At 62.5% G+C, this 26,686-nt stretch carries 34 protein-coding genes and 1 tRNA gene; 1 reads left to right on the top strand and 34 read right to left on the bottom strand.

Going from position 1 to position 26,686, the window contains the following annotated elements:
* Positions 1-199: 199 nt before the first annotated feature.
* From NOV72_RS25705 to NOV72_RS25735, 7 genes are all read right to left on the bottom strand, one after another.
* Positions 200-275: transfer RNA gene (locus NOV72_RS25705), tRNA-Thr, on the bottom strand.
* An 18-nt stretch (positions 276-293) separates the two neighbouring features.
* Positions 294-791 (bottom strand): ClpXP protease specificity-enhancing factor, encoded by a 498-nt coding sequence (locus NOV72_RS25710; RefSeq protein WP_106857381.1) that lies wholly within the window; start codon positions 789-791, stop codon positions 294-296.
* A gap of 63 nt (positions 792-854) precedes the next feature.
* On the bottom strand, positions 855-1,466 hold the full coding sequence (locus NOV72_RS25715) for a glutathione S-transferase N-terminal domain-containing protein (RefSeq protein WP_008344155.1): 612 nt from the start codon (positions 1,464-1,466) through the stop codon (positions 855-857).
* Positions 1,467-1,558: 92 nt separating this feature from the next.
* A complete protein-coding gene (locus tag NOV72_RS25720; protein ID WP_106857382.1) occupies positions 1,559-2,314 on the bottom strand; it encodes a cytochrome c1 in 756 nt (251 codons plus the stop codon).
* A 23-nt stretch (positions 2,315-2,337) separates the two neighbouring features.
* Positions 2,338-3,720 (bottom strand): cytochrome b, encoded by a 1,383-nt coding sequence (locus NOV72_RS25725; RefSeq protein WP_106857383.1) that lies wholly within the window; start codon positions 3,718-3,720, stop codon positions 2,338-2,340.
* Positions 3,721-4,341 carry a ubiquinol-cytochrome c reductase iron-sulfur subunit gene (petA, locus tag NOV72_RS25730; RefSeq protein WP_106857384.1) on the bottom strand — a complete coding sequence of 207 codons (621 nt, stop codon included), beginning with the start codon at positions 4,339-4,341 and terminating at the stop codon, positions 3,721-3,723.
* Between the two features lie 215 nt (positions 4,342-4,556).
* Entirely contained in the window at positions 4,557-5,303 is a 747-nt protein-coding gene (locus NOV72_RS25735; protein ID WP_106857385.1) for a Nif3-like dinuclear metal center hexameric protein, read from the bottom strand.
* Between the two features lie 20 nt (positions 5,304-5,323).
* Between NOV72_RS25735 and NOV72_RS25740 the strand changes: the two genes are divergently transcribed.
* Entirely contained in the window at positions 5,324-6,550 is a 1,227-nt protein-coding gene (locus NOV72_RS25740) for a S1C family serine protease (protein WP_106857386.1), read from the top strand.
* 97 nt (positions 6,551-6,647) lie between these two features.
* Here the strand turns inward: NOV72_RS25740 and tatC are convergent, their stop codons facing one another.
* The 27 genes from tatC to NOV72_RS25875 form a co-directional block, all read right to left on the bottom strand.
* Positions 6,648-7,424: a twin-arginine translocase subunit TatC gene (gene tatC, locus NOV72_RS25745; RefSeq protein WP_106857387.1), complete on the bottom strand. Its 777-nt coding sequence runs from the start codon at positions 7,422-7,424 to the stop codon at positions 6,648-6,650.
* A gap of 44 nt (positions 7,425-7,468) precedes the next feature.
* Positions 7,469-7,999 carry a Sec-independent protein translocase protein TatB gene (gene tatB / locus NOV72_RS25750; protein WP_106857388.1) on the bottom strand — a complete coding sequence of 177 codons (531 nt, stop codon included), beginning with the start codon at positions 7,997-7,999 and terminating at the stop codon, positions 7,469-7,471.
* A gap of 36 nt (positions 8,000-8,035) precedes the next feature.
* Positions 8,036-8,272 carry a Sec-independent protein translocase subunit TatA gene (gene tatA / locus NOV72_RS25755; RefSeq protein WP_106857389.1) on the bottom strand — a complete coding sequence of 79 codons (237 nt, stop codon included), beginning with the start codon at positions 8,270-8,272 and terminating at the stop codon, positions 8,036-8,038.
* 156 nt (positions 8,273-8,428) lie between these two features.
* Positions 8,429-8,791 (bottom strand): histidine triad nucleotide-binding protein, encoded by a 363-nt coding sequence (locus NOV72_RS25760; protein WP_106857390.1) that lies wholly within the window; start codon positions 8,789-8,791, stop codon positions 8,429-8,431.
* Positions 8,792-8,836: 45 nt separating this feature from the next.
* Positions 8,837-9,229 (bottom strand): DUF4870 family protein, encoded by a 393-nt coding sequence (locus tag NOV72_RS25765; protein ID WP_106857391.1) that lies wholly within the window; start codon positions 9,227-9,229, stop codon positions 8,837-8,839.
* A 33-nt stretch (positions 9,230-9,262) separates the two neighbouring features.
* A complete protein-coding gene (locus NOV72_RS25770; protein WP_106857392.1) occupies positions 9,263-9,631 on the bottom strand; it encodes a phosphoribosyl-ATP diphosphatase in 369 nt (122 codons plus the stop codon).
* Positions 9,628-10,032 carry a phosphoribosyl-AMP cyclohydrolase gene (hisI, locus tag NOV72_RS25775; protein WP_106857393.1) on the bottom strand — a complete coding sequence of 135 codons (405 nt, stop codon included), beginning with the start codon at positions 10,030-10,032 and terminating at the stop codon, positions 9,628-9,630. The genes NOV72_RS25770 and hisI overlap by 4 nt, the downstream gene beginning before the upstream one ends.
* 3 nt (positions 10,033-10,035) lie before the next feature.
* Positions 10,036-10,809: an imidazole glycerol phosphate synthase subunit HisF gene (gene hisF / locus NOV72_RS25780; RefSeq protein ID WP_106857394.1), complete on the bottom strand. Its 774-nt coding sequence runs from the start codon at positions 10,807-10,809 to the stop codon at positions 10,036-10,038.
* A gap of 78 nt (positions 10,810-10,887) precedes the next feature.
* Positions 10,888-11,640, bottom strand: coding sequence for a 1-(5-phosphoribosyl)-5-[(5-phosphoribosylamino)methylideneamino]imidazole-4-carboxamide isomerase (gene hisA / locus NOV72_RS25785; protein ID WP_106857395.1), 753 nt, complete (start codon positions 11,638-11,640; stop codon positions 10,888-10,890).
* Between the two features lie 152 nt (positions 11,641-11,792).
* The gene (hisH, locus tag NOV72_RS25790) at positions 11,793-12,434 is read right to left on the bottom strand and encodes an imidazole glycerol phosphate synthase subunit HisH (protein ID WP_106857396.1); all 642 of its coding nucleotides are present in this window, start codon (positions 12,432-12,434) and stop codon (positions 11,793-11,795) included.
* Positions 12,431-13,051 (bottom strand): MarC family protein, encoded by a 621-nt coding sequence (locus tag NOV72_RS25795; protein WP_106857397.1) that lies wholly within the window; start codon positions 13,049-13,051, stop codon positions 12,431-12,433. Before NOV72_RS25795 ends, hisH begins: the two co-directional genes overlap by 4 nt.
* Before the next feature lie 38 nt (positions 13,052-13,089).
* On the bottom strand, positions 13,090-13,677 hold the full coding sequence (hisB, locus tag NOV72_RS25800) for an imidazoleglycerol-phosphate dehydratase HisB (protein WP_106857398.1): 588 nt from the start codon (positions 13,675-13,677) through the stop codon (positions 13,090-13,092).
* Between the two features lie 33 nt (positions 13,678-13,710).
* Positions 13,711-14,784, bottom strand: coding sequence for a histidinol-phosphate transaminase (gene hisC, locus NOV72_RS25805; protein WP_106857399.1), 1,074 nt, complete (start codon positions 14,782-14,784; stop codon positions 13,711-13,713).
* A 72-nt stretch (positions 14,785-14,856) separates the two neighbouring features.
* Positions 14,857-16,179, bottom strand: a complete 1,323-nt coding sequence (hisD, locus tag NOV72_RS25810) for a histidinol dehydrogenase (protein WP_106857400.1) — start codon at positions 16,177-16,179, stop codon at positions 14,857-14,859.
* A gap of 46 nt (positions 16,180-16,225) precedes the next feature.
* Complete coding sequence (gene hisG / locus NOV72_RS25815) at positions 16,226-16,918, bottom strand: ATP phosphoribosyltransferase (RefSeq protein WP_106857401.1); 693 nt, start codon at positions 16,916-16,918, stop codon at positions 16,226-16,228.
* The gene (gene murA / locus NOV72_RS25820; RefSeq protein ID WP_106857402.1) at positions 16,915-18,186 is read right to left on the bottom strand and encodes a UDP-N-acetylglucosamine 1-carboxyvinyltransferase; all 1,272 of its coding nucleotides are present in this window, start codon (positions 18,184-18,186) and stop codon (positions 16,915-16,917) included. Before murA ends, hisG begins: the two co-directional genes overlap by 4 nt.
* Before the next feature lie 152 nt (positions 18,187-18,338).
* Complete coding sequence (locus NOV72_RS25825) at positions 18,339-18,578, bottom strand: BolA family protein (RefSeq protein WP_035506651.1); 240 nt, start codon at positions 18,576-18,578, stop codon at positions 18,339-18,341.
* A gap of 15 nt (positions 18,579-18,593) precedes the next feature.
* Entirely contained in the window at positions 18,594-19,349 is a 756-nt protein-coding gene (locus tag NOV72_RS25830) for an ABC transporter permease (protein ID WP_106857403.1), read from the bottom strand.
* The gene (locus NOV72_RS25835) at positions 19,346-20,272 is read right to left on the bottom strand and encodes an ABC transporter ATP-binding protein (RefSeq protein WP_106857404.1); all 927 of its coding nucleotides are present in this window, start codon (positions 20,270-20,272) and stop codon (positions 19,346-19,348) included. Before NOV72_RS25835 ends, NOV72_RS25830 begins: the two co-directional genes overlap by 4 nt.
* Before the next feature lie 205 nt (positions 20,273-20,477).
* Entirely contained in the window at positions 20,478-20,765 is a 288-nt protein-coding gene (locus NOV72_RS25840) for an STAS domain-containing protein (RefSeq protein ID WP_106857405.1), read from the bottom strand.
* Positions 20,762-21,391: an MlaC/ttg2D family ABC transporter substrate-binding protein gene (locus NOV72_RS25845; RefSeq protein ID WP_106857406.1), complete on the bottom strand. Its 630-nt coding sequence runs from the start codon at positions 21,389-21,391 to the stop codon at positions 20,762-20,764. The genes NOV72_RS25840 and NOV72_RS25845 overlap by 4 nt, the downstream gene beginning before the upstream one ends.
* Positions 21,392-21,515: 124 nt before the next feature.
* Entirely contained in the window at positions 21,516-22,415 is a 900-nt protein-coding gene (locus NOV72_RS25850; protein WP_106857407.1) for an MlaA family lipoprotein, read from the bottom strand.
* Between the two features lie 10 nt (positions 22,416-22,425).
* A complete protein-coding gene (gene mlaD, locus NOV72_RS25855; protein WP_106857408.1) occupies positions 22,426-23,007 on the bottom strand; it encodes an outer membrane lipid asymmetry maintenance protein MlaD in 582 nt (193 codons plus the stop codon).
* A 93-nt stretch (positions 23,008-23,100) separates the two neighbouring features.
* Positions 23,101-23,868 carry a lipid asymmetry maintenance ABC transporter permease subunit MlaE gene (gene mlaE, locus NOV72_RS25860; RefSeq protein ID WP_106857409.1) on the bottom strand — a complete coding sequence of 256 codons (768 nt, stop codon included), beginning with the start codon at positions 23,866-23,868 and terminating at the stop codon, positions 23,101-23,103.
* Positions 23,865-24,680: an ABC transporter ATP-binding protein gene (locus NOV72_RS25865; RefSeq protein ID WP_106857410.1), complete on the bottom strand. Its 816-nt coding sequence runs from the start codon at positions 24,678-24,680 to the stop codon at positions 23,865-23,867. Before NOV72_RS25865 ends, mlaE begins: the two co-directional genes overlap by 4 nt.
* A 100-nt stretch (positions 24,681-24,780) precedes the next feature.
* Complete coding sequence (gene thiE, locus NOV72_RS25870) at positions 24,781-25,863, bottom strand: thiamine phosphate synthase (RefSeq protein ID WP_106857411.1); 1,083 nt, start codon at positions 25,861-25,863, stop codon at positions 24,781-24,783.
* Positions 25,860-26,666 (bottom strand): thiazole synthase, encoded by an 807-nt coding sequence (locus NOV72_RS25875; RefSeq protein ID WP_245933153.1) that lies wholly within the window; start codon positions 26,664-26,666, stop codon positions 25,860-25,862. Before NOV72_RS25875 ends, thiE begins: the two co-directional genes overlap by 4 nt.
* Positions 26,667-26,686 lie beyond the last annotated feature (20 nt).

Genomic DNA, 26,686 nt, shown 5'->3' on the forward strand with positions numbered 1-26,686 from the left:
AGAGCACATCGCAAGACACTCAAACCATCACTTCCGTCTTGCGTCGCTGCATCAGCAGCAGAGAAACGAGATTATGAACAACGCTTCGGTTCGTGTCAACAAGATTTTGAAGCATTTTCTTGCCGACCCAACCCGCTGATCCTGCCGACTCAAAGCAAACGGGTCGTGCGGACATCGCACGACCCGTCGACGTAAGTCTTGGTGCCGGCTGCAGGACTCGAACCCGCCACCTGATGATTACAAATCAACTGCTCTACCAGATGAGCTAAGCCGGCGAAGCTCGGGATTCTACTTCATTTAACGACTTTGAGGTGAGACCTCGCAGGTGATTTCGAAGCGTCGTCATCCGTGACGGATTGCGACTCGTCTTTCGTCACGGAATCCGTACGTTCATCTGCAGGCTCTTCGATCTGCCGTGTCTCACGCTCAGGCGATCGCGCCCCGACGGGAGCGCTCGTCAGCTCCGAGCCGGAATGCGTCTGCTCGACCGGGAACGCCATGCCCTGCCCGTTTTCGCGCGCGTAGATGGCGAGCACGTTCGCGACTTGCACCTCGATCTTGTGCGACTTGCCGGAGAACCGCGCGCTGAACTCGATCCACTCGTTGCCCATCTGAAGCTGGCTCGTCGCCTCGAAACTGATGTTCAACACGATCTCGTCGTTGCGCACGAACTGACGCGGCACGCGCGTGGCGGCATCGACCCGCACGGCGATATGGGGCGTGAAACCGTTGTCCGTGCACCATTCATACAGCGCGCGCAACAGATACGGCTTGGTGGAAATCTCTTGCATCAACTTTCCTCTGCCGGAATGCGGCCGCGCGAAACCGCGCCGCCGCGTTCCAACGCACTCAAACTATCGACGCATCACCTTTTCGGAAGGCGTCAGCGCTTCAATATAAGCCGGGCGGCTGAAAATTCGCTCGGCGTACTTCATCAACGGTGCGGCGTTCTTCGACAGTTCGATCCCGTAGTGATCCAGACGCCACAGCAGCGGCGCGATCGCGACGTCGAGCATCGAGAACTCTTCGCCCAGCATGTACTTGTTCTTGAGGAAGATCGGGGCGAGTTGCGTGAGGCGATCGCGGATCGCGCTGCGCGCCTTCTCGTGATTCTTTTCGGCGGCCTTGCCCTTCTCGTTCTCGAGCGTGCCGACGTGAACGAACAGCTCCTTCTCGAAGTTCAGCAGGAACAGGCGTGCGCGTGCGCGCTGCACAGGATCTGCCGGCATGAGTTGCGGGTGCGGGAAACGCTCGTCGATATATTCGTTGATGATATTCGACTCGTACAGGATCAGGTCGCGCTCGACGAGAATCGGCACCTGTCCGTACGGGTTCATCACCGCGATGTCTTCCGGCTTGTTGAACAGGTCAACGTCGCGAATCTCGAAATCCATGCCCTTTTCGAACAACACCAGCCGGCAGCGCTGGGAGAAGGGGCAAGTAGTGCCGGAATACAGAACCATCATGTTTTTAAAGTTCCTTCAGTAAACTCGAAGGGCCGGCCGCGGCGTTTTCTCGCGAAAACGCTGTCGCGCCGACCCACGCCGTCGAAGGCGCGCTATTTGATATCTTTCCAGTATGCCGCGTTCAGGCGCCACGCGAGGAAACTCAAGAGCGCCAGGAACAGCAGAACCCAGACACCGAGCCGCTTGCGCGTCTGCTGCGCGGGTTCCGCCATCCACGACATGTACGAAACGAGATCGGCCACAGTTGAATCATAATCCACGGATGACATGGCACCAGGCGTAACCTGAGTGTAACCGACGAATCTTCTTACCTTTTCGCCGGTCTTTTCGTCCGTATCGGTCTCGAATTTCGCATCGCGAACGCCCTGAAGCGTCCACAAAACGTGCGGCATGCCGACGTTCTCATAGACGCGATTGTTCCAGCCCGTCGGCCGCGTCGGATCGCGATAGAAACTCCGCAAGTACGTGTACAGCCAGTCGTTGCCGCGCGCCCGCGCCTCGACCGACAAATCCGGCGGCGACGCGCCGAACCACGCCTTCGCGTCTTCCGGGCGCATCGCGATGGACATCGTGTTGCCGACCTTGTCCGTCGAGAAAAGCAGGTTCTCCTGAATCTGCTTCTCGCTGATGCCGAGATCCGTCAGCCGGTTGTACCGCATCAGATTCGCGCTGTGGCAGTTCAGGCAGTAGTTTACAAAAACTTGGGCGCCATGCTGCAAAGACGCGAGATTATCCGAACTGTCGGGCGCCCGGTCCAGCACCGCTTCTTCCTGCGCGAACGCCGGCGCCGCGTTAAACGCGAGCAGCGCCGCACCGATCATCGCTATTGTAGAGAGCCATTTTTTCATCGTATTCGTCTCCGGACGTGCGCTCAGTGAGGTTTGTAGTGCACTCGCTCAGGCGGCGTCCTGAATTTGCCGCGCGGCGTCCAGAAAGGCATGCCGAGGAAAAACGCGAAATAGATCAACGCGCAGATCTGCGCGATCAGCGTCGCGGCCGGCGATGGCGGTCGTGTGCCCAGAAAGCCGAGCATCAGGAACGCGAGGATGAAAATCGCGTAAAAGACCTTGTGGAAGAGCGGCCGATAGCGGATGGATTTCACCGGACTGCGGTCCAGCCACGGCAGGAAGAATAGCGACACGACCGCCGTGCCCATCACGACCACGCCCCAGAACTTCGATTCCGTCAGCGCCATGAAAATCAGCACGAGGACCGCGAGCACCGGCAGGCCGAGGCGCCACTTGCCGCGTCCCTTCACGAGCGCGAGCAGCCCGAGCAGCGCGATGACGATCATCAGCACGATCTTGAACGGATCGGTCGTGGCGCGGAGCATCGCGTAGAACGCCGTGAAGTACCAGACCGGCGCGATTTCCGGCGGCGTCTGCAGCGGATTGGCCGGCACGAAGTTGTTCGCTTCGAGGAAGTAGCCGCCCATTTCCGGCGCGAAGAAGATGATCGCCGCGAAGATCAGCAGGAACACGCACACGCCCATGAAGTCGTGCACCGAGTAGTACGGGTGAAACGGAATGCCGTCGAGCGGAATACCGTCCGGGCCCTTCTTCGCCTTGATCTCGATGCCGTCCGGATTGTTCGAGCCGACTTCATGCAGCGCGACCAGATGCGCGACCACGAGCCCGATCAGCACCAGCGGAATCGCGATCACGTGGAACGCGAAGAAACGGTTCAGCGTGACATCCGACACGACGTAGTCGCCGCGAATCCACAGCGACAGATCCGGGCCGATGAACGGAATCGCCGAGAACAGATTCACGATCACCTGCGCGCCCCAGAACGACATCTGTCCCCACGGCAGCAGATAACCGAAGAACGCTTCGGCCATGAGGCACAGGAAGATCGCGCAGCCGAAGATCCAGACGAGCTCGCGCGGCTTGCGATATGACCCGTACATCAGCCCGCGGAACATGTGCAGATACACGACGACGAAGAACATCGACGCGCCCGTCGAATGCATGTAGCGGATGAGCCAGCCCCACGGCACCTCGCGCATGATGTACTCGACCGAGGCGAACGCGAGCGTCGCGTCGGGCTTGTAGTTCATCGTCAGGAAAATGCCGGTGACGATCTGATTCACCAGCACCAGCAGCGCGAGCGAGCCGAAGAAGTACCAGAAGTTGAAGTTCTTCGGCGCGTAATACTCGGATACGTGCTTCTTCCAGGTCGAGGTCATCGGAAACCGGCGGTCGATCCAGCCGGTCAAGCCCGATGTCTCCACTTCCTTGTCTGCGGTCGCCATTTACGCCTCTCCCTTTTCGTCCTTGCCGATCACGAGTTGCGTCGCGGATGTGAACATGAACGGTGGAATGTCCAGGTTCTGCGGCGCGGGCTTGTTCTTGAAGACGCGGCCGGCCAGGTCATAGGTCGAGCCGTGGCACGGGCAAAGGAAGCCGCCCGGCCAGTTATCGGGGAGATTGGGTTGCGCGCCCTCCTGGAAACGCGGCGTCGGCGTGCAGCCCAGATGCGTGCACACGGCGACCGCGACGAGAATGTTCTTGTGATCCGCGCGCGAGCGATACTCGTTGTTGCAGTACTCCGGCAACGGCATCGAGAATTCCATCTTGGACTTCGGGTCGGCCACTTCGTTGTCGGCCTTCTTGATGTCGGCCAGCATTTCGTCGGTGCGATTGACGATCCACACCGGCTTGCCGCGCCAGGCAACGGTCATCATTTCGCCCGGCTTGAGTCCGCTGATATCGACCTCGACGGGCGCGCCCGCCGCCTTGGCCTTCTCCGATGGAGCAAACGAACCCACAAAAGGAACTACGGTTGCCACAGCTCCGACACCACCTACTGCGGTCGTCGTAATCAGCCAGGTACGGCGGCCGCCGTCGACGCGTTTTTCATCCTTGTCTCGCATCACACGCCCCACTTCTGAGTTGGATTTATACCGTCACATCAGTCGTTCGCCGTTAGTGTGCGCGAATGGAGTTAGCATTTACAAGGGCTGACTAGCAAAAATCACTCGAAGTGTTTGATGCTTCAGGGTTTTCCCCACGTTTCTCGCGCAATCTGGTGAAGCTTCATTCAGGCAACTGCAAGCGCCGATAATCGGCGCGCCGGCTTAACAACGTATTAAACCGGATTATCGATATCGATAAAAACATGTTCGATATCGAACTGCTCCGACAGATGCGCGCCGACGGCCTGCACGCCGTAACGCTCCGTTGCGTGATGACCGGCCGCGATGAACGCCACGCCCGATTCCGCCGCGATGTGCATGGTCTGCTCCGAGACTTCGCCGGTCAGATACACGTCCGCGCGCGCCGCGATCGCGTCGTCGAAATAGCCTTGCGCGCCACCCGTGCACCACGCCACGCGACGCAGTTCCTTGTCCGTATCGCCGAACACGAGCGGCTTCCTGCCGAGCGCGTTCTCGACCATCGCGCTGAAGTGCTCGAGCGACAGCGGCATCGCGAGCGTCGCGGCCCAGCCGAGATCCTGATCGGCGAAACGGCCATCGGCGATCAGCCCGAGGCGCGCGCCGATCTGCGCATTGTTGCCCAGATCAGGATGCGAATCGAGCGGGAGATGGTAGGCGAAGAGATTGATGTCGTTGGCGATCAGCGTGCGCAGCCGCCGGTACCTGCGACCCGTGATCTGCGGCGCCTCGTTGCGCCAGAAGTAGCCGTGATGCACGAGCACGGTGTCCGCGCCCCACTCCAGCGCGGCCTCCAGGAACGCCTGCGAGGCCGTTACGCCGGTCGCGATCTTCTGCACGCGCCGCGCGCCTTCAACCTGCAGACCGTTCGGGCAATAGTCCTTGAAGCGGCCGATTTCCAGCAGATTGTTCAGATACAATTCGAGTTCGATCCGATCCATGAAATCCTCTATCCCTTCAAATGCTTAGACGCTTCTGGCTATTTTTTGCCCAAGCGGTCACCGTGCTTTTGGCCCTGATGTTCATCATCGCGACCTTGAAACCGCAGTGGCTTCAACGTCAGGGTCAATTCGGCAAGCAGCTTGCCGAGCCGATCGTCGCGTTGCAGGAGGTGGCGCCGAGCATCGGCTCGCGCCCGGTTCAATCGTCCTACTCGGAAGGCGCGCAAAAGGCGATGCCGGCCGTCGTGAACGTGTTCTCCAGCAAGGACGGCAACCTGCCGCCCGATCCGCGTGCGAAAGACCCGCTGTTCCGCTACTTCTTCGGTGACAAGAACAAACGAAAGAGCGACGAGCCGCCAGCGTCGAATCTCGGCTCCGGTGTCATCGTCAGCTCGGAAGGTTACATTCTAACGAACCAGCATGTCGTCGACGGGGCGGATCAAATCGAAGTCGCGCTCGCCGATGGTCGCACGTCCAGCGCGAAAGTGATCGGCGTCGATCCCGAAACCGACCTCGCCGTGCTGAAGATCAACATGACCAATCTGCCGAGCATCACGCTCGGACGAATGGATCAGACGCGCGTCGGCGATGTCGTGCTCGCGATCGGCAATCCGTTCGGCGTAGGCCAGACGGTCACGATGGGCATCGTCAGCGCGCTCGGGCGCAATCACCTCGGCATCAACACGTTCGAGAACTTCATCCAGACGGATGCGGCCATTAATCCCGGCAATTCGGGCGGTGCGCTGGTGGACGTGAACGGCAATCTGCTCGGCATCAACACCGCCATCTATTCGCGCAGCGGCGGCTCGCTCGGCATCGGCTTCGCGATTCCCGTGTCGACCGCGCGCAGCGTGCTGGAAAGCATCATCACGACGGGCACGGTCACGCGCGGCTGGATCGGCGTGGAGCCGCAGGACGTGACACCGGAGATCGCGGAGTCGTTCGGGCTGGATCAGAAATCCGGCGCGATCGTCGCGGGCGTGCTGCAAGGCGGCCCGGCGGACAGGGCGGGCATCAAGCCGGGCGATATCCTCGTGTCCATCAACGACGACACGATCACCGACACCACGCGCCTGCTCAACGTCGTTGCGCAGATCAAGCCGGGTACGTCGGTGAAGGTTCATCTCATGCGCAAGAACAAGGAGCTGGACGTCAACGTGATGATCGGCAAACGTCCCGCGCCGCCGCGCGCACCGCAAATGCCGGATGAAGATCAGGGCGAGCAAGGCGACCAGAACGACGAATAAACGCCGCATCCGCCGAAGAAAAAAGGCAGCTTCGATCACCCGAAGCTGCCTTTTTAGTGTCCATCAACCCCACGCGCGCCGCGACAATACGCCGCATCTATTCCGCCGCCGGCTCCTCGTTCTTGACCTGTTCCTTGCCGACCACCAGCCGCGCCGCGATGATGCCCGCCTCGTAAAGAATGATGAGCGGAATCGCGAGAATGAGCTGCGAAAACACGTCGGGCGGCGTGACGACCGCTGAGATGACGAACGCGCCGACGATCACATACGGGCGAATCTGCTTGAGCTTCGGAATCGACACGACGCCCATGCGCGCGAGCAGCACGACGACGATCGGAACCTCGAACGTCACGCCGAACGCCATGAACATCGTCAACACGAAGCTCAGGTAATTGTCGATATCCGTCGTCATTTCCGCGCCGAGCGGCGCGTTGTAGTGCGCCATCACGCGAAAAATGGTCGGGAACACGACGAAATACGCGAACGCCATGCCGCACAGGAACAGCGTATAGCTGCTGAAAACGAGCGGCCCGACGAGCTTCTTCTCATGCTGATACAAACCCGGCGCGACGAAGGCCCAGACCTGATACAGCACGATCGGCAGCGCGATCACGAAGGCGACGAGCATCGTCACCTTCATCGGCACGAAGAACGAACCGGTGACGTCGGTGACGATCATCTTGCCGTCGGCCGGCAGGTTCTGCATCAGCGGACGCGCGAGCAGCTTGAAGATGTCCGGCGCCCAGTACACCAGCGCGACGAATACGACGATGACCGCAGCGCCCGCGCGCATGATTCGGTCGCGCAATTCGACCAGATGCGAAATGAACGTCTCTTCGACGGGCTCTTCTTTAGTATGTTGCGGGTCGCTCACGCCGGCCCTCGGTAGAAATCATCGATGAAGGAATCGCGGCTCGTTCAGAAGAACTTCGTCTGCCGGCGCAGGGTGGCGGGCGTATGACGAGCGACGCGCGCCGCGCCCGATTGGACTCGCGTGCGACGCGAGGTCGTGCGCTTGTACCAGTTCGGAATTGCGGCTTGCTTCACGCGCCAGTTCTTGCGCCTGGTCGACGTCGATGTAGACGTGCTTGCCCAGGGCTTGTCCGACGCGGCACTGTCCGCCGATTCGCCCGCGCCGCCCGCGATGCTCGGCGCGATCGACGTGCCCTCTTTCCATGCATCGTTCAACTCGGATTCATGGCGGCGCAGCGTGTCGTGAATCGTCGATTCGACATTGGACGCCGCGTTTTCGAACTCGGTGCGCATTTTCTTCAGCTCATCGAGTTCCATCTCGCGCGCGACTTCCGATTTGACGTCGTTGATATAGCGCTGCGCGCGTCCGAACAGCGCCCCCGCCGTGCGAGCGACGCCGGGAAGGCGCTCCGGCCCGAGGACCACCAGCGCAACGACGCCGATGACCGCCATTTTGGTCAGACCGAGATCGAGCATTGAACGAAAAGTGGAGAGTTACCGTCGGTGGACGGATTAGCGATAGTCGCCCGAACGGGACTTGTCCTTCGCCTCGACGTCCACGGCGCCGTTACGCGGCAGCTCGCGCTGATCGGTCGAATTTGCCGGCGTGTCGCCTTCGCGCATGCCTTCCTTGAAGCCCTTCACCGCGCCGCCCAGATCGCCGCCGATATTGCGCAGCTTCTTCGTGCCGAACACGAGCGCCACGATCAGCAGAACGATCAACCAATGCCAAATGCTTAACGAACCCATGAATGAAAACTCTCCGTGATTCCGCTCCGATTTGGGTGCCAGAGCGGAAATTGGGGCCTTGCGGCCTCAGCCGAGACTGGACGCCTCAACTTCGACTATCGATTTTGCTCGCCCAATATTTCATTGGAAAGGAGAATGCCGACAAAGATTGCAGCATTACCCCATTCGGCGCCACGGGCGCTCGCCGGCCAACAAATGCGCGTGGATGTGATACACCTCCTGCCCGCCGCCCGGCCCGGTATTAATTACCGTGCGAAAACCGGTGTCGCCTCCCGTGTAAGAGACACCCAAATCTTTCGCTAACCGTCCGACGAGACTCACCATTCTACCAAGCAGCGGACTGTCACTTTCTGTGCAGTGGGAAAGTGTTTCAATATGCTTGCGCGGGATCACCAGCACATGCACCGGCGCCGCCGGATTGATGTCGTTGAAGGCGACGAATTCGTCGTCCTCGTAGACCTTCGTGCTCGGCAGTTGGCCAGTGGCGATCTTGCAGAAAATGCAGTTGTCGTGACTCATGTAAAACCGTGTCTCCGTTGCCAGGTCTGTTCGATCGAAGCGAGATCAGAACCACGCGCGCGGTTCGATCGCTTTGTTCTCGTAGAGATACAGCCAGCCCTTGATGATGCGATAGAGCGTCCAGATGCTGACCGCGGCAAGAATAAGGAAGCCGATGCCGATCCAGATCGTCGCGAAACCGATCACATGGCCCAGCACCGCCCACCAGAACGTGCGGATCTGCCAGGTGAAGTGATCCTCGTAGGGCGTGCCCGCGGCATCGCCACGCTTGATGTAATTGAGAATGATGGCGACCAGACCGGTGAGCCCGCCGGACAGCCAATAGAAGGCGTACAACGCGTACAGAACATGCGTGAACGTGCGCATGTTGCGCAGACGCTCGGGATCATTCGAGTTCTGAACGACAGGCGGCGGATAGGGTTCGTACTGCCGGTTCATGCTTGCCCTCCTTCGCTGGAAGCGAAACGCTCGTCAACTGCCGCTTTGCTCGCGCTCGCGCGATTTGCGCAGCGCCTTCTCTTCGATCCCCGACAAACCTTCGCGACGTTCCAGTTCCGCGACGACATCGGCGGGGCTCAGGTCGAAATGCGACAGCATCACGAGACAATGAAACCACAAATCGGCGACTTCGCCGACGAGCGCTTTCGGCGCGCCGCCATGACGCGCGTCCTTCGCGGCGAGCACGACTTCCGTCGCTTCCTCGCCGATCTTTTTGAGGACCGCGTCGTCGCCTTTGTGAAAGAGTCGGGAAACGTAGGATTGTTCCGGATCGCCGCCCTTGCGACTGTCGATGACGGCGGCGAGGCGCAGCAGCGTGTCGAGCGTATTGGCTTGCGTCATTTGTAGATGCTTTCTGGGTCTTTCAGGACCGGCTCGACGGCGACCCACTCGCCGCTGTCCGCCGTGCCCTCGAATTTCTGGAAAAAACAGGAATGGCGGCCGGTGTGGCACGCGATGCCCGACACCTGCTCGACCTTGAGCAGCACGACGTCTTCGTCGCAATCGAGGCGCACGTCGTGAACGTGCTGCACGTGCCCCGACTCCTCGCCCTTGAACCACAGCCGCTGACGCGAACGCGAGAAGTACACCGCGCGCTTCAGTTCGATGGTTTTCGCGAGCGCATCGCGATTCATCCACGCGAACATCAGCACATCGTTGGTCGATGCTTCCTGCGCGATCACCGGCACGAGGCCGTTCGCGTCCCACTTCACCTTGTCGAGCCAGTTCGATTGATCGCTCACCGCTTACGTCCTCACCGAAATGCCTTGGTCGGCCATGAAGCGCTTCGCCTCGCCGACCGTGTGCTCGCCGTAGTGGAAGATGCTCGCGGCGAGCACCGCGTCCGCATGACCTTCGACGATGCCGTCAGCGAGATGCTGCAACGATCCGACGCCGCCCGATGCGATCACCGGCACCGGCACCGCGTCCGATACGGCGCGCGTCAACGCGAGATCGAACCCGGATTTGGTTCCGTCGCGATCCATGCTGGTCAGAAGAATTTCGCCCGCGCCGAACTCGGCCATCTTGCGCGCCCATTCGATCGCGTCGATGCCCGTCGCCTTGCGGCCGCCGTGCGTGAACACTTCCCAGCGCGGCGTCTCGCCTTCGGCCGACACGCGCTTCGCGTCGATCGCGACGACGATGCACTGCGAGCCGTGCTTGTCCGATGCGTCGCGCACGAGTTGCGGATTCGCGACCGCCGACGAATTCATGCTGATCTTGTCCGCGCCCGCGTTGAGCAGACGCCGCACGTCTTCGACCGCGCGCACGCCGCCGCCGACGGTCAGCGGAATGAACACCTGCGACGCCACCGACTCGATGATCGGCAGAATCAGATCGCGTTGGTCGGACGTTGCGGTGATGTCGAGGAACGTGAGTTCGTCGGCGCCCTGATCGTCGTAACGACGCGCGATTTCCACGGGATCGCCCGCGTCGCGCAGTTCGACGAAGTTGACGCCCTTCACGACGCGGCCGGCGGTCACGTCGAGACAGGGAATGATGCGTTTTGCGAGAGCCATGTTCTTGCCACTTGCGGAATAAGGGCGGCGTCGCGGCCGCCCGGAGTGCTGCTCAGATGTGCTCGCGCTCGGGCGTTTTCAGGCGCCGTCGGCTTCGCGCAGCGCGTCGGCGCGCGTCTGCGCGGCCCTGAAATCGAGATCGCCGGAATAGATCGCGCGGCCGCAGATCACGCCTTCGATGCCTTCGCCCTCGACCTCGCAGAGCGATTCGATGTCCGCGATGCTCGACAGCCCGCCGCTCGCGATCACCGGAATCTTCACCGCCTTCGCGAGGCGCACGGTCGCGTCGATGTTGATGCCCTGAAGCATCCCGTCACGGCCGATATCCGTGTAGATGATCGATTCGCAGCCGTAGTCCTCGAACTTGCGGCCGAGATCGACGACCTCGTGGCCCGTGAGCTTGCTCCAGCCGTCCGTGGCGACCTTGCCGTCCTTCGCGTCCAGCCCGACGATGATGTGCCCGCCGAACGCACTGCACGCGTCCTGCAGGAAGCCCGGATTCTTCACCGCCGCAGTGCCGATGATGATGTACGACAGGCCGTCGTCCAGATAGCGCTCGATGGTTTCCAGGTCACGGATGCCGCCGCCCAGTTGCACGGGAATCTCGCTGCCCACCTCGTCGAGGATCGCGCGGATCGCGTCGCCGTTTCGCGGCTTGCCGGCGAACGCGCCGTTCAGGTCGACCAGATGCAGCCGACGCGCGCCGCGATCGACCCAATGTCGGGCCATCGCTGCCGGATCTTCTGAAAAAATGGTCGCCTGGTCCATATCGCCTTGCTTGAGGCGCACGCACTGACCGTCCTTAAGATCGATGGCCGGAATGAGCAGCATAGGTATCGCGTATTTTCTGGGTAAAGTTGATCAAAACGGCGCACATGCGGTCTTTCGTGCCTGTATCGCGAGCCGTCTCGCTAGTGTAGTACAAGTCTTGCAACGGTCATGCGCCCGTAGTAATAGGCGAAAACGCTAGCGCGCGGGCCATTTCACGGGTTCCAGTGCACGAAATTCCGGTACAGGCGCAGACCTGCATCCGCGCTCTTTTCCGGATGGAATTGGGTCGCGAAGATATTGTCGCGCGCCACCGCCGACGTAAATGCGCTGCCGTACACGGTTTCGCCGGATGTGTGGGCCGGATTGTCCGGCACCACGAAATAGCTGTGCACGAAGTAGAAGAACGCGCCGTCCGCGACGCCGTCCCAGATCGGATGCGCTTGCGTCTGACGAACGCGGTTCCAGCCCATTTGCGGCACCTTGAAGCGCGAACCGTCGTCCTGCAGCAGGCCGTCGAGTTGGAAGCGCACGACTTTGCCGGGCAACAGGCCCAGTCCTTTCGTGTCGCCTTCCTCGCTCCAGTCGAACAGCATTTGCTCGCCGACGCATACGCCGAGCATCGGCTTCTCGCGCGCCGCTTGCATCACCGCTTCCTGCAGACCGGATTCGCCCAGATGCGCCATGCAGTCGCGCATCGCGCCCTGTCCCGGCAGCACGACGCGATCCGCCGAATGGATGCCGTGCGGCTGATCGACGATCGCCACGTTCGCTTCGGGTGCAGCCTTCTTCAGCGCCTGGTAGACCGAGCGCAGGTTGCCCATTCCGTAATCAACAATCGCAATCGAAGTAGTCATTTCAAAGATGGCATCAAGGCCTTCAACCCGTTGACGATGAACTCCACCGCCAGCGCGGACAACATCAAACCCATGAGACGCGTGCCGATGTTGATTCCCGTGCGCCCGACCCAGCGCGCGATCGGCTCCGCGAGATTCAGCGCGCCGAAGCACAGCCCCGCGATGATCGCGCCCAGCACGACGAGCCCGAAGCGGTCGTACCAGTGCTGCGCATTGGCAGCATAGACGATCACCGTGCTGATCGAACCCGGACCGGTGAGCAGCGGAATCGCGAGCGGCACGACAGCGATGCTGTTGCGCTCCTCGGCTTCCATGCGTTCTTCCGGCGTCGAGCGCGTGTTGCCGACCTGCGCATTCAACATGTTGATCGCCATGAGCAACATGATGATGCCGCCGCCCACTTCGAACGATCCGACCGAAATGCCGAAGAACGCGATGATCTGCTGCCCGAGCAACGCCGTCACCGCGATCACGCAGAACACCGAAATCGACGCGACGCGAATCGTGTTGCGCTTTTCGATGTCGGATTGGTGCGCGGTCAGGCTGAGAAAAAACGGTATCGCGCCGACCGGATTGATCAGCGCGAGCAATGATATGAACGACTTGAACAGATCCATCGGATTCTCGACGCGCGCGCCGAATCAGCGTGTGTCGATCAGAGACTGCCCTTGGTGGACGGGATCTGCCCCGCCGCGCGTTCGTCCATTTCGACGGCCATGCGCAGCGCGCGGCCGAACGCTTTGAACACGGTTTCGACCTGATGATGCGCATTGATGCCGCGCAGGTTGTCGATATGCAGCGTGACGCCGGCGTGATTCACGAAGCCGCGGAAGAATTCGATGGTGAGGTCGACGTCGAACGTGCCGATGCGCGCGCGCGTGAACGGCACGTGAAATTCGAGACCCGGGCGGCCGGAAAAGTCGATCACGACGCGCGACAGCGCTTCGTCGAGCGGCACGTACGAATGTCCGTAGCGGCGAATGCCCTTGCGATCGCCGATGGCCTTCGCCACCGCCTGCCCCAGCGTGATGCCGGTATCTTCGACGGTATGGTGATCGTCGATATGGAGGTCGCCATGCGCTTCGATGTCGAGATCGATGAGCCCGTGACGGGCGATCTGATCGAGCATGTGATCGAGGAACGGGACGCCGGTGGCGAGCTTCTGCTTGCCGATGCCGTCCAGATCGAGCTTCACACGGATCTGCGTTTCGCTGGTGTTGCGAACGACTTCCGCAATGCGCATGGTGATTCCTTGAGACTTTTCGAGAGTGGGGGTTCAGTTCGGTGCGAGCTTTTTCAGCGCCGCGACCATGTGCGCGTTTTCTTCGGCCGTTCCGACCGTCAAACGCACGCAATTGGCTAGCAATGGATGCATTTTACCCACGTTTTTTATCAAAACCCGCGAAGTCAGAAGGGTTTCGAAAGCAACGGCGGCGTCCGGCACGCGCACGAGCAGGAAATTGCCCGCGCTCGGAAAGACCGTCATGCCGGGCAGCGCGGCGACTTCCCGCGCGAGCGCGGCGCGTTGCGCGCGCAGATCGGCGGCCTGGGCGTCGAGCACGTCGAGGTGATCGAGCAGGAAATCGGCGGTTGCCTGCGTCAGCACGTTGATGTTGTACGGCGGGCGCACCTTGTCGAACTGCATGATCCACGACGGCCGGCCCGCCATGTAGCCCAGACGAATGCCCGCAAGCCCGAGCTTCGAGACGGTCCGCATCACGACGACGTTATCGAATTCCGCCGCGCGCGGCATCCAGCTCTTGCCGGCGAACGGCTGGTACGCTTCGTCGATCACGACGAGGCTCTTGCTCGCCGCGGCGATCACGCGCTCCATGTCGATGTCGCCGTAGAGCGTGCCGGTCGGGTTGTTCGGATACGCGAGGTACACGAGCGCCGGCGCGTGTTCGTCGATGGCGGCGATCAGCGCGTCGGCGTCGAGCGTGAAGTCCGGCTTCAGCGGCACGCCGACGAACTCCAGATGCGCGAATTTCGCCGACATTTCGTACATCACGAAGCCCGGCACGGGCGCGACGACCTTCGCGCCCGGCTTCGAACACGCGACCGACATCATGCTGATGAGTTCGTCCGAGCCGTTGCCGAGCAGCACGTCGCAGGAATCGGGAATCTTCATCGTGCGCTTGATCTTCGCGAGAAGATCCGCCGGGCGCGGCGCCGGATAGCGATTCAGCGCGACGCCCGCGAGATGCGCGCCGAGACGTTCGGCGAGACCGGCGGGCAGACTGTAGGGATTTTCCATCGCGTCGAGCTTGATCAGACCCGTGGCGTCGGGCACGGGATAGCTCGTCATCGCGAGGACGTCGGGACGAATAATGTCTTGTTTTGTCGTCATGATTTCCCGGCGTCTCTCTCGCCGGTCAGGCGGCGGCTCTCAGGCCGCCTCGTTCATTCGGTCCGGCTGATGTCAGCCGACGTTTTTCATCCGGTATTCCGCACTGCGTGCATGCGCTTGCAGACCTTCGCCGTACGCCAGTTCCGCGGCGATTTCGCCGAGCGTCTGCGCGCCGTCCGCGCTCACTTCGATCACGCTCGAGCGCTTCATGAAATCGTAGACGCCGAGCGGCGACGAGAAGCGCGCGGTGCGTGAAGTCGGCAACACGTGGTTCGGACCGGCGCAGTAGTCGCCGAGACTTTCGCTCGTGTAGCGGCCGAGGAACATTGCGCCGGCATTATGAATCTGCGCGGCCCACTGATGCGGATCGAGCGCGGAAATTTCGAGGTGCTCCGGCGCGATCTCGTTCGCGATCGCGCACGCTTGCTCCATGTCCTTCACCTTGATGAGCGCGCCGCGATCTTCGAGCGAGCGCTGAATGACGTCGCGGCGCGGCATGGACGGAAGCAGTTCGATGATCGCATCCTCGACACGCTGGATGAAGTTGTCGTCCGGGCACAGCAGGATGGATTGCGCGAGCTCGTCGTGCTCGGCTTGCGAGAAGAGGTCCATTGCGACCCAGCGCGGGTCGGTGGTGGCGTCGCAGATGACCAGAATCTCGGACGGCCCCGCGATCATGTCGATGCCGACCGTGCCGAACACGCGGCGCTTCGCCGACGCGACATACGCGTTGCCCGGACCGCAGATCTTGTCGACCGCGGGCACGCTTTCCGTGCCGTACGCGAGCGCGCCGACCGCCTGCGCGCCGCCGATCGTGAATACGCGATCCACGCCGCCGAGCAGCGCCGCCGCGAGCACGAGCGGGTTTTTCACGCCGTCGGGCGTCGGCACGACCATCACGATTTCCTTCACGCCCGCGACGCGCGCCGGAATCGCGTTCATCAGCACCGACGACGGATACGCCGCCTTGCCGCCGGGCACGTAGATGCCCGCGCGATCGAGCGGCATGACTTTCTGGCCGAGCACGGTGCCGTCTGCTTCGGTGTATTGCCAGCTATGGCTGCCGCACTCGATGCGCTGTTTCTCGTGATAGCCGCGCACACGCGCCGCCGCCGCTTCGAGCGCCGCGCGGCGCTTCGGTTCGAGCCCTTCGAGCGCCGCTTCCATTTCGGACAGCGGCAATTCGAGCGCCGCGACGCTGTCCGCCTTCAGACGATCGAACTTGTTGGTGTATTCGAGCACGGCCGCATCGCCGCGCGCTTTGACGTCCGCGAGAATCTGCGCGACCGAGCGCTCGATTGCCTCGTCCTCGCTCGCTTCGAAGGCGAGAACCGCACGCAGCGCCTTGTGAAAACCATCGGCGCTGGAATCGAGTTTGCGAATCTTGATAGACATGCTGGTTTTCCGTTTTGCTGATGGCGCGCCGCGTCGTGCGGCTCGCCTAATTTCCCGTTGCCGCCGAGGCGCGCTCGAAGGCGTCGAGGAACGGCCTGAGCGCCGCGCGCTTCAACTTGAGCGCCGCCTGATTCACGACGAGCCGCGATGAAATCTGCATGATTTCTTCGACCTCGACCAGATTGTTCGCCCGCAGCGTGCCGCCCGAGCTGACGAGATCGACGATTGCGTCCGCGAGGCCGACGAGCGGCGCGAGTTCCATCGACCCGTACAGTTTGATCAGATCGACGTGGACGCCCTTCGCCGCGAAATGCTGACGCGCCGTTTCCGTGTACTTTGTCGCGACCTTCAGGCGCGCGCCCTGGCGCACCGCGCTCGCATAGTCGAAACCGTTTTTCACGGCCACCGACATCCGGCAACGCGCGATGTCCAGATCGACAGGTTGATACAGACCGCTGCCGCCGTGCTCGATCAGCACGTCCTTGCCCGCGACGCCGAAATCAGCCGCGCCGTATTCGACGTAGGTCGGCACATCGGTCGCGCGCACGATGATCACGCGCAGATTCGGGTTCGTGGTCGGCAGGATCAGCTTGCGCGAACTCTCCGGATCTTCGGCCACCTGCACGCCGGCGGCGGCGAGCAGCGGCAGCGTTTCCTCGAAGATACGCCCTTTCGACAGCGCGAGCGTGAGGGGCGCGCTCCGCTCGACCGACGACGAAGTCTGCGGCAGCGAGCTCATTGCTCGCTCCCGCTGCCCTTGATGCGGCGCACGTTCGCGCCGACCGCCGTCAGTTTCGATTCCATGCGGTCGTAGCCGCGATCCAGATGGTAGATGCGGTCGATCAGCGTTTCGCCGTCCGCGCACATCGCCGCGATCACGAGACTCGCGGACGCGCGCAGATCGGTTGCCATGACCTTCGCGCCGGAGAGTTTCTCGACGCCGCTGACGAGCGCCGTATTGCCGTCGATCGTGATGTGCGCGCCGAGACGGTTCAGTTCCTGCACGTGCATGAAGCGGTTCTCGAAGATCGTCTCGACCACTTGCGACGTGCCGTTCGCGATCGTGTTCAGCGCCATGAACTGCGCCTGCATGTCAGTCGGGAACGCGGGATATTCGGACGTGCGGATATTCACCGCGGCCGCGCGCTTGTCCATGCGCACGCGCATCCAGTCGTCGCCTTCCTCGATGCTCACGCCCGCTTCGCGCAGCTTGGCCGTCACGGCGTCCAGCAGATGCGAGCTCACGCGACGCAGCGTGACATCGCCGCCCGCCGCCGCGACCGCGCACAGGAACGTGCCGGCCTCGATGCGATCCGGCACGACGTCGTGCTTCGCGCCATGCAGCTTGTCGACGCCCTGAATCACCAGACGGTCCGTGCCGATGCCGTCGATCTTCGCGCCCATCTTCACGAGCAGATGCGCGAGGTCGCTCACTTCCGGTTCGCGCGCCGCGTTCTCGATGACCGTCTCGCCTTCGGCCAGCACCGCCGCCATCAGCAGGTTTTCGGTGCCGGTGACGGTGATCATGTCGGTGATGATGCGCGCGCCCTTCAGACGCTTCGCGCGCGCTTCGATGAAACCGTGCTCGATGTTGATCTCGGCGCCCATCGCCTGCAAGCCCTTGATGTGCTGATCGACCGGACGCGCGCCGATCGCGCAGCCGCCGGGCAGCGACACCTTCGCCTCGCCGAAGCGCGCGACGAGCGGACCGAGCACGAGAATCGACGCGCGCATCGTCTTGACCATTTCGTACGGCGCGATCAACTTGTCGAGCTTCGACGCGTTGAGGTTCACGCTGCCGTCGCCGGACACTTCGGACTGCACGCCCATCTGGCGCAGCAGCTTGACCATCGTGCGCACGTCCTGAAGATTCGGCACGTTCGACAGATGGACGTCGTCCGCGGTGAGAATACTCGCGCAAAGAATGGGCAAAGCCGCGTTCTTCGCGCCCGATACGGTGATTTCGCCAGAGAGCTTCGTGCCCCCCGTGATGACCAATTTGTCCATTGCTTGTCCTTCGACCGAGCTTCCTGCTGCGGAGCCGTTTTCGGCGCCACGGTTGTCTTGAATGAATCGCACTATTTACTGCCTTTGTCTGCCGGTGATGCCGGTGTTACGTAAGTTGAGTCGTGTGACCTGATTGGCTTCGCCGGGTGGACTCAGGCCGATTTCCACTCGTCGGGGGTGAGGGTCTTCATGCTGAGCGCATGAATCTCCTCGCGCATGCGCTCGCCGAGCGCCGCATAAACCAGTTGATGACGCGCGATCAGACGCTTGCCGACGAACGCATCGCTCACGATGGTCGCGAAAAAGTGCTGGCCGTCGCCTTCCACTTCGAGATGCTGGCAGGACAAGCCGCCAGCGATGTAGTCCTTCACTTGCTCCGGAGTCGGCAACATGGAAGTCTCCTTGAATTAGTGACGCAGCTTGTAGCCGCTCGCGAGCAAACGCACGGCGACGAGCGCCAGCACGGCCAGAAATCCGCCGACGATGCCGAGACTCACCAGCGGATTCACGTCGGACAGGCCGAAGAAGCCGTAACGAAAGCCGTCGATCATGTAGAAGAACGGATTCAGATGCGACACCGCGCGCCACACGGGCGGCAGCGAATGTGTCGAGTAGAACACGCCGGAAAGAAACGTGAGCGGCATGATCAGGAAGTTCTGAAACGCGGCCAGTTGATCGAATTTGTCGGCCCAGATGCCGGCGATCAGACCCAGCGTGCCGAGAATGCCCGAACCGAGGATCGCGAACGCAATGATGTAGAACGGCGCGGAAAAAGACATCGGGATGAACCATATCGTCACGATGAACACGCCAAAGCCCACGCACAGCCCGCGCACGACCGACGCCAGCACGTACGCGAAGAACATTTCCCAATGCGCGATTGGCGGGAGCAGCACGAATACGAGATTGCCGGTGATCTTCGACTGGATCAGCGACGACGAACTGTTCGCGAACGCGTTCTGCAGCACGCTCATCATCACGAGGCCGGGCACGAGAAAGCTCGTGTAACCGACGCCCGGATACACCTGCACGTGCCCCGACAGCGCGTGTCCGAAGATGGTCAGATACAGCAGCGCCGTAACGACCGGCGCGAGCACGGTCTGAAACGAAACCTTCCAGAAGCGCAGCAGCTCCTTGTATAACAACGTCTGGAAACCGCTCATGAAAGCCCCTCGACCACTTCCGGCTCGTTCATCACCTGCACGAACACGTCTTCCAGATCGGCCTTGCGCACTTCGATTTCGTCGAACGTGCAGCCTGCCGCGCGACATTTCGCGAGAATGGGCTCGACTTCGTCGTAGCTCGCGAGGCGCAGCAAGTGCTGCGTGCCCGACACCGCGTGCGGATCGACTTCGAGCGCGCGCAATTCGGCGGGCAACGCGCCGTTCGACAGACGCAAATACAACTGCATGCCCGAGAAACGCTGCAACAGCGTGCTCGTGCGTTCGAGCGCGACGACTTCCCCGCGACGAAGCATCGCGAGCCGATGGCACAGCGATTCGGCTTCTTCGAGATAGTGGGTCGTCAGCACGATCGTGTGACCTTCGCGATTCAGTCGCGAGATGAATTTCCAGAGCGTCTGCCGCAATTCGACATCGACGCCGGCGGTGGGCTCGTCGAGCACGATCACGGGCGGACGATGCACCAACGCCTGCGCGACGAGCACACGGCGCTTCATCCCGCCCGACAGCGCGCGCGTGTTCACGTCGGCTTTTTCGGTGAGATCGAGATTGGCCATGACCTCGTCGATCCAGTCGTCGTTGTTGCGCAAGCCGAAATAGCCCGATTGAATCCGGAGCGATTCGCGCACGGTGAAGAACGGATCGAACACCAATTCCTGCGGCACCACGCCGAGCGCGCGCCGCGCCGCCCGGAAGTCGCTGACGACATCGTGGCCGCGCACGGAGATCGTGCCGCTATCGGCGCGCGCCAGACCGGCCAGAATGCTGATCAACGTGGTTTTGCCCGCGCCGTTGGGACCGAGCAAGCCGAAGAACTCGCCCTCTTCCACCGTGAGACTCACGCCTTTGAGCGCCTGGAGATCCTTGTAGCGCTTCCTGACGTTTCGGATTTCTATGGCTGACATGTAGACAGTGCGCGCGCCGCGCACGGCCGCGCCTCGAATGTGCGGATTTTCGCTTCACGGACCCGGGCCTGGACCAAAAAGGGCCGGGTTCGGGCCCGAAAAAAACGTTTGATTATAGGGCAAAGCGGCTTGAGCCGACTTCGGAGCGATCCTGATTGCGGCAGCGAAGCGTGCTGCCGCCGTTCTGCGCGGAGTCAGAACAGGATCAATGTCGGAACGAGAGAAGCGTGTCGACGCCGTAGGCTCGCGCGAGACTGACGAGCCCGGAAGGAAGATTGACGACGCCCAATGCGGCGCCGCGCGCGGACGCGGCGCGCTGCCATGCGAGCAGCACGGCGAGCGCGGAGGAGTCGAAGCGCGTGAGCGGCGCGCAATCGACTTCGGTCGCGCCTGCTGCGATGCGCGACAGACCCGATTCGAGCGCCGCCTTCGCGCTCTCGTGGGTCAGGGTCGCGGCCGTCTGGAAACGGCCGCCCGTGGCCACTGTGCTCACGATGCCTTGCCGCCCGCGAGCTGCTGGTTACGCTGCGTCAGGAACTGCAGCAGACCGCCCACGCCGTTCTGCGAGATCTGCTCGTTGAACTGCTGCTGATAAGCCTGAATCAGCCACGCGCCGAGCACGTTGATGTCGTACACGCGCCAGCCTTGCGCCGTCTTGTACAGGCGATAGTCGAGTTCGACCGGCGAGCCGTTGTTCATCACGACCGAACGGACCACGACGTCGGTGTCTTCCGGATTCGCGCGGAACGGCTTGTACTGGACCGTCTGGTTGCGCACCTGAGCGAGCGCGCCCGAGTACGTGCGGATCAGCAGCATCTTGAACTGCTCGACGATCTGCTTTTGCTGCTCCGGCGTCGCCGAGTTCCAGTTGCGGCCCATCACGAGGCGCGTCGTGCGCGTGAAATCCGTGTACGGCAGGATTTTCTGGTTGACGAGTTCGGTGATCTTGTTGATATCGCCCGACTGGATCTTCGGGTCCGACTTGATGTCGTCAAGGACTTGCTGCGTCACCGTCTTGATCAGCGTGTCGGGCGAGCTCGAATCGACGCTTTGCGCCGACGCCGCGCCGCAAACCGCCATGAACATCGCGAAGAGGGGAAGAAGTAGAAGTTTTTTCATCACAGATCCCGCAAAAGTAAAGGCTTCGGTTTGAGCGCGCCGCCTGTTCCGAGTTCAGGCGGCACGGCGGCCAAAGCGTAAGAAACGTCGTTAGATATGTTACCGCGCGTTAGCGAAAACCCGCTCAACGCAAGCGGAATGAAGGGAAGTTAGGCGGAACGTACTGGTTTCCCGGTACCGTGTTGCTCGGCCCGCTCGCCGGAGCAGGTGCAGCCGCCGTGCCCGAAGCAGGCGCCGCTCCCGCCGCCGGCGCCGCCGTTGCCGATGCGCCTTCCGGAGCAGCCGCGCCCTCGTCGCTGTAGTTCGGCAGCGGCGCTTCACCGTAATCCGGCATGCTGCTTTCGCCACCGGAGATCAGATACTGACGGCGTTGCAGATACGTGTTGCGCACGAACGAGTACTTGTCGAGCGCGGCATCGGCGAGCACATCGGTCGCGCCCAGGAGATTCGCGCGGATATTGACGAGGTTCACGCCATACAGCGCCCAGCTCACCGAATCCGGGCTGACGTAGGTGAGCGGATTGCCGAAATAGTCGACGACGAGACCCGCCGAATCCCGCACCGTGCTCGGCCCGAGCAGCGGCAGCACGACATACGGGCCGGACGGCACGCCATAGTGGCCGAGCGTCAGGCCGAAATCGCCCGAGTGCTTCGGCAGCTTCGCGATGGTCGCGACGTCGAACAGGCCGCCGACGCCGAACAATGTGTTGATCGCGACGCGCATGATGTCCGACACGCCATCCGCAATCTTCAACTGCGCCAGATTGTTCGCGGCAATGTAGACGTCGCCGATATTCGAGAAGAAGTTGGTCACGCTGTTGCGCACCGGCTCCGGCACGGCCCACACGTAACCCTTCGCCACCGGCTTCAACGCGTACTGATCGACCTTGTCGTTGATCGTGAACATCGTGCGGTTGTAGCTCTCGAACGGGTCCCCTTTGGTCGGCGTCGTTACCGTCGCGCAGCCGGTGAGCGCGACCGCGCCCGCCACGATGATTGCGCGCCGCATCCCCATCGCCCGCATGGTGTTCTCCTTATTGAGCCGGTGCCGAGGCGGCGTTCGCCCCGGCCGCACCCGATGCGCCCATTGCGCTCGCCGCGCCCGGGAAAGCCGGTGCGGGCGCGGGCGCTGCCGGCGCCGCCGGTGATTTCGAGGCGCCGGAATCCGCCGCCTTGTTGTAGAGGAACTGGCCGATCAGGTTTTCGAGGACCACGGCCGATTGCGTCATCGTGATGGTGTCGCCGTTCTTCAGCATTTGTTCGTCGCCGCCCGGCTCGAGGCCGATGTACTGCTCACCGAGCAAACCCGACGTCAGAATCTTCGCGGACGAGTCCTCCGGAAACTGATACTGCTTGTCGATATCGATCGTGACGACGGCCTGATAGGTGTGCGGATCGAAGCCGATACCGCCGACGCGCCCGACCGTCACACCCGCGCTCTTGACCGGCGCGCGCGCCTTGAGCCCGCCGATGTTGTCGAACTTGAGCTTCACCGCGTACGTTGGCTGAAACGACAGGGAGCTCATGTTGCCCGCCTTCAGCGCGAGAAAGAGCAGCGCCACGAAACCGAGCACCACGAAGAGGCCGACCCAAAAGTCGAGAGCAGTCTTTTTCATCGTCTTCCCAAAGAGAATCTTTTCGCAGATGGCGCGTGACGGTCTGTGCCCTTCACAACGCCCGCGCCTTGCCCGGCGCCTGCGCTTGGTCCATTAGCTGAACATCAATGCGGTCAGCAGGAAATCCAGCCCGAGCACGGCCAGCGACGCGTACACGACGGTTTTCGTCGTCGCTCGCGACACGCCTTCCGGCGTCGGTTTCGCTTCGTAGCCCTGGAACAGCGCGATGAACGTCACCGCGAAGCCGAACACGATGCTCTTGATGACGCCATTGCCGACATCGCGCCACACATCCACGCCGCCTTGCATCTGCGACCAGAACGCGCCCGGATCGACGCCGATCAGAATCACGCCGACGACATAGCCGCCAATGATGCCGACCGCGCTGAAAATGGCCGCCAGCACCGGCATGGCGATGATGCCCGCCCACATGCGCGGCGCGACGACCACTCTGAGCGGATCGACCGCCATCATTTCCATTGCGGTGAGTTGCTCGCCCGCCTTCATCAGCCCGATTTCGGCGGTGAGCGACGTGCCCGCGCGCCCCGCGAACAGCAGCGCCGTGACGACCGGCCCGAGCTCCCGCACGAGCGACAGCGCGACGAGCAGGCCGAGCGCCTGCTCCGATCCATAGCGGCTCAGCGTGTAATAGCCCTGCAAGCCGAGCACGAAGCCGACGAACAGTCCCGACACCGCGATGATGACGAGCGAATAATTGCCGACGAAGTGAACTTGTTTCGTGACGAGACGCGGGCGCCGCAACAGCGGGAAGAATTCGAGCACGAGGCGCAGGAACATGCGCGTCGCGTAGCCGGCGGTGCCGAAGCCATCGAGCACCCAGCGTCCGAGCGCGCTGATCATGCCTGCCCTCCGATGCCGAAATCGGCGGCGAGCGGCGTGCCCGCGTAGTGGAACTTGAACGGGCCGTCCGGCGTGCCGTCGATGAACTGGCGCACGGTCGGGTCTTGCGACGCGCGCAGTTGCGCCGGCGTGCCTTCGGCGTGAATGCCGCCGTTCGCGATGAAATACACGTAGTCGGCGATGGCGAACGATTCCGGCACGTCGTGCGTGACGAGAATGGAGGTTGCGCCGAGCGCGTCGTTGATCGTGCGGATGAGTTGCGCCGTGATGCCGAGCGAAATGGGATCGAGGCCCGCGAACGGTTCGTCGTACATCATAAGCTGGGGATCGAGCGCGATGGCGCGGGCGAGCGCCACACGGCGCGCCATGCCGCCCGAAATTTCCGACGGCGCGAGATCGCGCGCGCCGCGCAGACCGACTGCGTTCAGCTTCATCAGCACGAGATCGCGGATCAGCGCTTCGGGCAGATCGGTGTGCTCGCGCAGCGGAAACGCCACGTTTTCGAACACGGTCTGGTCCGTAAACAGCGCGCCGAACTGGAACAGCATGCCCATCTTGCGGCGCAGCGCGTACAGACCTTCGCGCGTCTGCGTGCCGACGTCCTGTCCGTCGAACATGACCTGGCCGCGGCTCGCCTTCACGAGGCCGCCGACCAGCCGCAGGGTCGTGGTTTTGCCGCAGCCTGAGCCGCCCATGACCGCAACCACCTGACCACGCGTAAAACGCATGTTCAGGTTCGACAGTACGAGCCGGTCGCCGTAGCCGAAATCGACGTCGCGTAGCTCCAGCAGAGTCTCGGAAGAAGCAGGCACTGGGTAAGAGATTCCGTTGACGCAAAACGCCGAATTATAGGGCCTGCGCGCAATCGGTGCTTTGCCTAGGTCGGCGCTGCTCCGCTTTTGGGATTTTTCACTATTTACCTGCAAACATTTGTTGCAGTGACGAGACCGCTGCCGCCGTATCCGGCGCTTCCGTGACCGCGCGCACGACGGCCGCGCTGCCGACGCCCGTCGCCAGAACGTCCGGCATCACCTTGGCATCGATTCCGCCGATCGCGACGAGCGGCACGCGTCCCGACAGCAACTGCACATAGCGCCTGAGCCGCGCGAGTCCTTGCGGCTTGGTCGGCATGACTTTCGTCGTGGTGGGGAAAACCGCGCCGAGCGCCAGATAGCTCGGTTCGAAATGCAGCGCCCGCAGCATCTCGTAATAGCCGTGCGTCGAGAGTCCCAGCCGCAAGCCGGCCTTCGCGATCGCGTTCAGATCGGCGGTCTGCACGTCTTCCTGACCGAGATGCACGCCGTACGCGCCCGCGGCAATCGCTTCGCGCCAGTGATCGTTGATGAAAAGCTGCGCGTCATGCCGTCGCCCCGCCTCGACCGAGCGTGCGATTTCGCGTTTCAAATCGGCGGTGTCGGTCGTCTTGCGGCGCAATTGCGCGGTGCGCACGTCGAGATCGAGCACGCGTTCGACCCAGTCCGCGCTCGGCAGCACCGGATACAGGCCGAGACGATCCGGGCACGCCGGAAAACCGCCTTCGGGCGCCGGCGGCAAATCGGCGACGCGCGGGAAAGTCGCGAAGTCGACGGGCCACGCGTCCGCCTTGTTCTCGTCGCCCGCGCGCCAGGCGAGTGCGAGCGTCAGCGCGTCGTGCGGCTCGAAGTTGCAATCGAGGAAAGCGGCGAGCGCGGCCAGCCAATCGTCCGACCGTTCGCCTTCGAGCGCGAAGCGTTCGTCGCCACGATGCAGCGTCACGCGGCCCTCACGCGCGTCGAGCACCGCCGCGCCGCTGTCCGCGAATCGCCCGGCGTCCGCATCGTGCGATTCGGTCAGGACGATCAGATCGTCGGCCTTCGGCGCTTCCGGCGCGGTCAGGCAGATGCGCCAGCGCATCGCCGCCGCGGGCCATTCGCCGAGACGCGCGCGAATCCGCTCGGCGACTTCGATCAGCTCGTCGGCGGGTGGCCAGAAAACTTCGCGATTCAGCAAGCTCATGCCGCGCCTCCGTCCTGATGCCAGAACGGCATGCCGACGACCGGCGTGCTCGCCTGCGCGCTGTCGCGCTCGGCCATCGGACCGGCGAGAAATGCCGTGCGCCCGGCTTCGACGCCGAGCGCGAAGGCCCGCGCCATCTGCGGCGGAAACGTCGCCTGTGAGACGGCCGTGTTGAGCAGCACGCCATCGAAGCCCCATTCCATCACCTGGCACGCGTGCGACGGCACGCCGAGACCGGCATCGACGATCAGCGGCACGTCCGGCAGCCGCTCGCGCAGCGTGCGCAGCCCGTACGGATTGGTCACGCCTTTACCGGTGCCGATCGGCGCGCCCCACGGCATCAGCGCTTCGCAGCCCGCGTCGAGCAGACGCCGGCCGATCACGAGGTCTTCCGTGCAATACGGCAGCACCTTGAAGCCTTCGCGGACCAGCTTCGTCGCCGCTTCGACGAGGCCGATCGGGTCGGGTTGCAACGTGTAGTCGTCGCCGATCAGCTCCAGCTTGATCCAGGGCGTCTCGAAAACTTCGCGCGCCATGTGCGCGGTCGTGAGCACCTCGTCGACGCTCTGACAACCGGCCGTGTTGGGAAGCAGCGCGACGCCGTGGCGCTTGAGCACATCGAAAAAACCGGCTTCGCCCGTCTCCGACTGGCGGCGCAGCGCGACCGTGACCATGCCCGGCCGTGCGGCGTCGATGGAGTCGGAAAGCGATTGCAGCGACGGATAGCGCGACGTGCCAAGCAGCACGCGGCTCGGAAAGCTCTCGCCGTAGAGCGTGAGCGTGTCGGCGGTGGATAGGGTCATGATTCGATCCTTCGGTTCGG

It is taken from the genome of Caballeronia novacaledonica (assembly GCF_900258035.1).
Lineage (GTDB): Bacteria > Pseudomonadota > Gammaproteobacteria > Burkholderiales > Burkholderiaceae > Caballeronia > Caballeronia novacaledonica.

Excerpts from the sequence above, each read along its gene's own strand:
- mlaD (WP_106857408.1), bottom strand. The coding sequence starts at position 23,007 with ATGAAAAAGACTGCTCTCGACTTTTGGGTCGGCCTCTTCGTGGTGCTC.
- murA (WP_106857402.1), bottom strand. The coding sequence starts at position 18,186 with ATGGACAAATTGGTCATCACGGGGGGCACGAAGCTCTCTGGCGAAATC.
- tatA (WP_106857389.1), bottom strand. The coding sequence starts at position 8,272 with ATGGGTTCGTTAAGCATTTGGCATTGGTTGATCGTTCTGCTGATCGTG.
- NOV72_RS25725 (WP_106857383.1), bottom strand. The coding sequence starts at position 3,720 with ATGGCGACCGCAGACAAGGAAGTGGAGACATCGGGCTTGACCGGCTGG.
- NOV72_RS25795 (WP_106857397.1), bottom strand. The coding sequence starts at position 13,051 with ATGGATCTGTTCAAGTCGTTCATATCATTGCTCGCGCTGATCAATCCG.
- NOV72_RS25875 (WP_245933153.1), bottom strand. The coding sequence starts at position 26,666 with ATGACCCTATCCACCGCCGACACGCTCACGCTCTACGGCGAGAGCTTT.
- hisA (WP_106857395.1), bottom strand. The coding sequence starts at position 11,640 with ATGCTGCTCATTCCGGCCATCGATCTTAAGGACGGTCAGTGCGTGCGC.
- NOV72_RS25760 (WP_106857390.1), bottom strand. The coding sequence starts at position 8,791 with ATGAGTCACGACAACTGCATTTTCTGCAAGATCGCCACTGGCCAACTG.
- NOV72_RS25830 (WP_106857403.1), bottom strand. The coding sequence starts at position 19,349 with ATGAGCGGTTTCCAGACGTTGTTATACAAGGAGCTGCTGCGCTTCTGG.
- NOV72_RS25845 (WP_106857406.1), bottom strand. The coding sequence starts at position 21,391 with ATGAAAAAACTTCTACTTCTTCCCCTCTTCGCGATGTTCATGGCGGTT.
- hisF (WP_106857394.1), bottom strand. The coding sequence starts at position 10,809 with ATGGCTCTCGCAAAACGCATCATTCCCTGTCTCGACGTGACCGCCGGC.
- mlaE (WP_106857409.1), bottom strand. The coding sequence starts at position 23,868 with ATGATCAGCGCGCTCGGACGCTGGGTGCTCGATGGCTTCGGCACCGCC.
- NOV72_RS25835 (WP_106857404.1), bottom strand. The coding sequence starts at position 20,272 with ATGTCAGCCATAGAAATCCGAAACGTCAGGAAGCGCTACAAGGATCTC.
- NOV72_RS25715 (WP_008344155.1), bottom strand. The coding sequence starts at position 1,466 with ATGATGGTTCTGTATTCCGGCACTACTTGCCCCTTCTCCCAGCGCTGC.
- hisC (WP_106857399.1), bottom strand. The coding sequence starts at position 14,784 with ATGACGACAAAACAAGACATTATTCGTCCCGACGTCCTCGCGATGACG.
- petA (WP_106857384.1), bottom strand. The coding sequence starts at position 4,341 with ATGCGAGACAAGGATGAAAAACGCGTCGACGGCGGCCGCCGTACCTGG.
- thiE (WP_106857411.1), bottom strand. The coding sequence starts at position 25,863 with ATGAGCTTGCTGAATCGCGAAGTTTTCTGGCCACCCGCCGACGAGCTG.
- NOV72_RS25710 (WP_106857381.1), bottom strand. The coding sequence starts at position 791 with ATGCAAGAGATTTCCACCAAGCCGTATCTGTTGCGCGCGCTGTATGAA.
- tatB (WP_106857388.1), bottom strand. The coding sequence starts at position 7,999 with ATGCTCGATCTCGGTCTGACCAAAATGGCGGTCATCGGCGTCGTTGCG.
- hisH (WP_106857396.1), bottom strand. The coding sequence starts at position 12,434 with ATGACTACTTCGATTGCGATTGTTGATTACGGAATGGGCAACCTGCGC.
- NOV72_RS25735 (WP_106857385.1), bottom strand. The coding sequence starts at position 5,303 with ATGGATCGGATCGAACTCGAATTGTATCTGAACAATCTGCTGGAAATC.
- hisG (WP_106857401.1), bottom strand. The coding sequence starts at position 16,918 with ATGAGCTCGCTGCCGCAGACTTCGTCGTCGGTCGAGCGGAGCGCGCCC.
- NOV72_RS25825 (WP_035506651.1), bottom strand. The coding sequence starts at position 18,578 with ATGTTGCCGACTCCGGAGCAAGTGAAGGACTACATCGCTGGCGGCTTG.
- NOV72_RS25850 (WP_106857407.1), bottom strand. The coding sequence starts at position 22,415 with ATGCGGGCGATGGGGATGCGGCGCGCAATCATCGTGGCGGGCGCGGTC.
- hisB (WP_106857398.1), bottom strand. The coding sequence starts at position 13,677 with ATGCGCATTGCGGAAGTCGTTCGCAACACCAGCGAAACGCAGATCCGT.
- NOV72_RS25720 (WP_106857382.1), bottom strand. The coding sequence starts at position 2,314 with ATGAAAAAATGGCTCTCTACAATAGCGATGATCGGTGCGGCGCTGCTC.
- NOV72_RS25770 (WP_106857392.1), bottom strand. The coding sequence starts at position 9,631 with ATGACGCAAGCCAATACGCTCGACACGCTGCTGCGCCTCGCCGCCGTC.
- hisD (WP_106857400.1), bottom strand. The coding sequence starts at position 16,179 with ATGTCTATCAAGATTCGCAAACTCGATTCCAGCGCCGATGGTTTTCAC.
- NOV72_RS25765 (WP_106857391.1), bottom strand. The coding sequence starts at position 9,229 with ATGAACCGGCAGTACGAACCCTATCCGCCGCCTGTCGTTCAGAACTCG.
- NOV72_RS25740 (WP_106857386.1), top strand. The coding sequence starts at position 5,324 with ATGCTTAGACGCTTCTGGCTATTTTTTGCCCAAGCGGTCACCGTGCTT.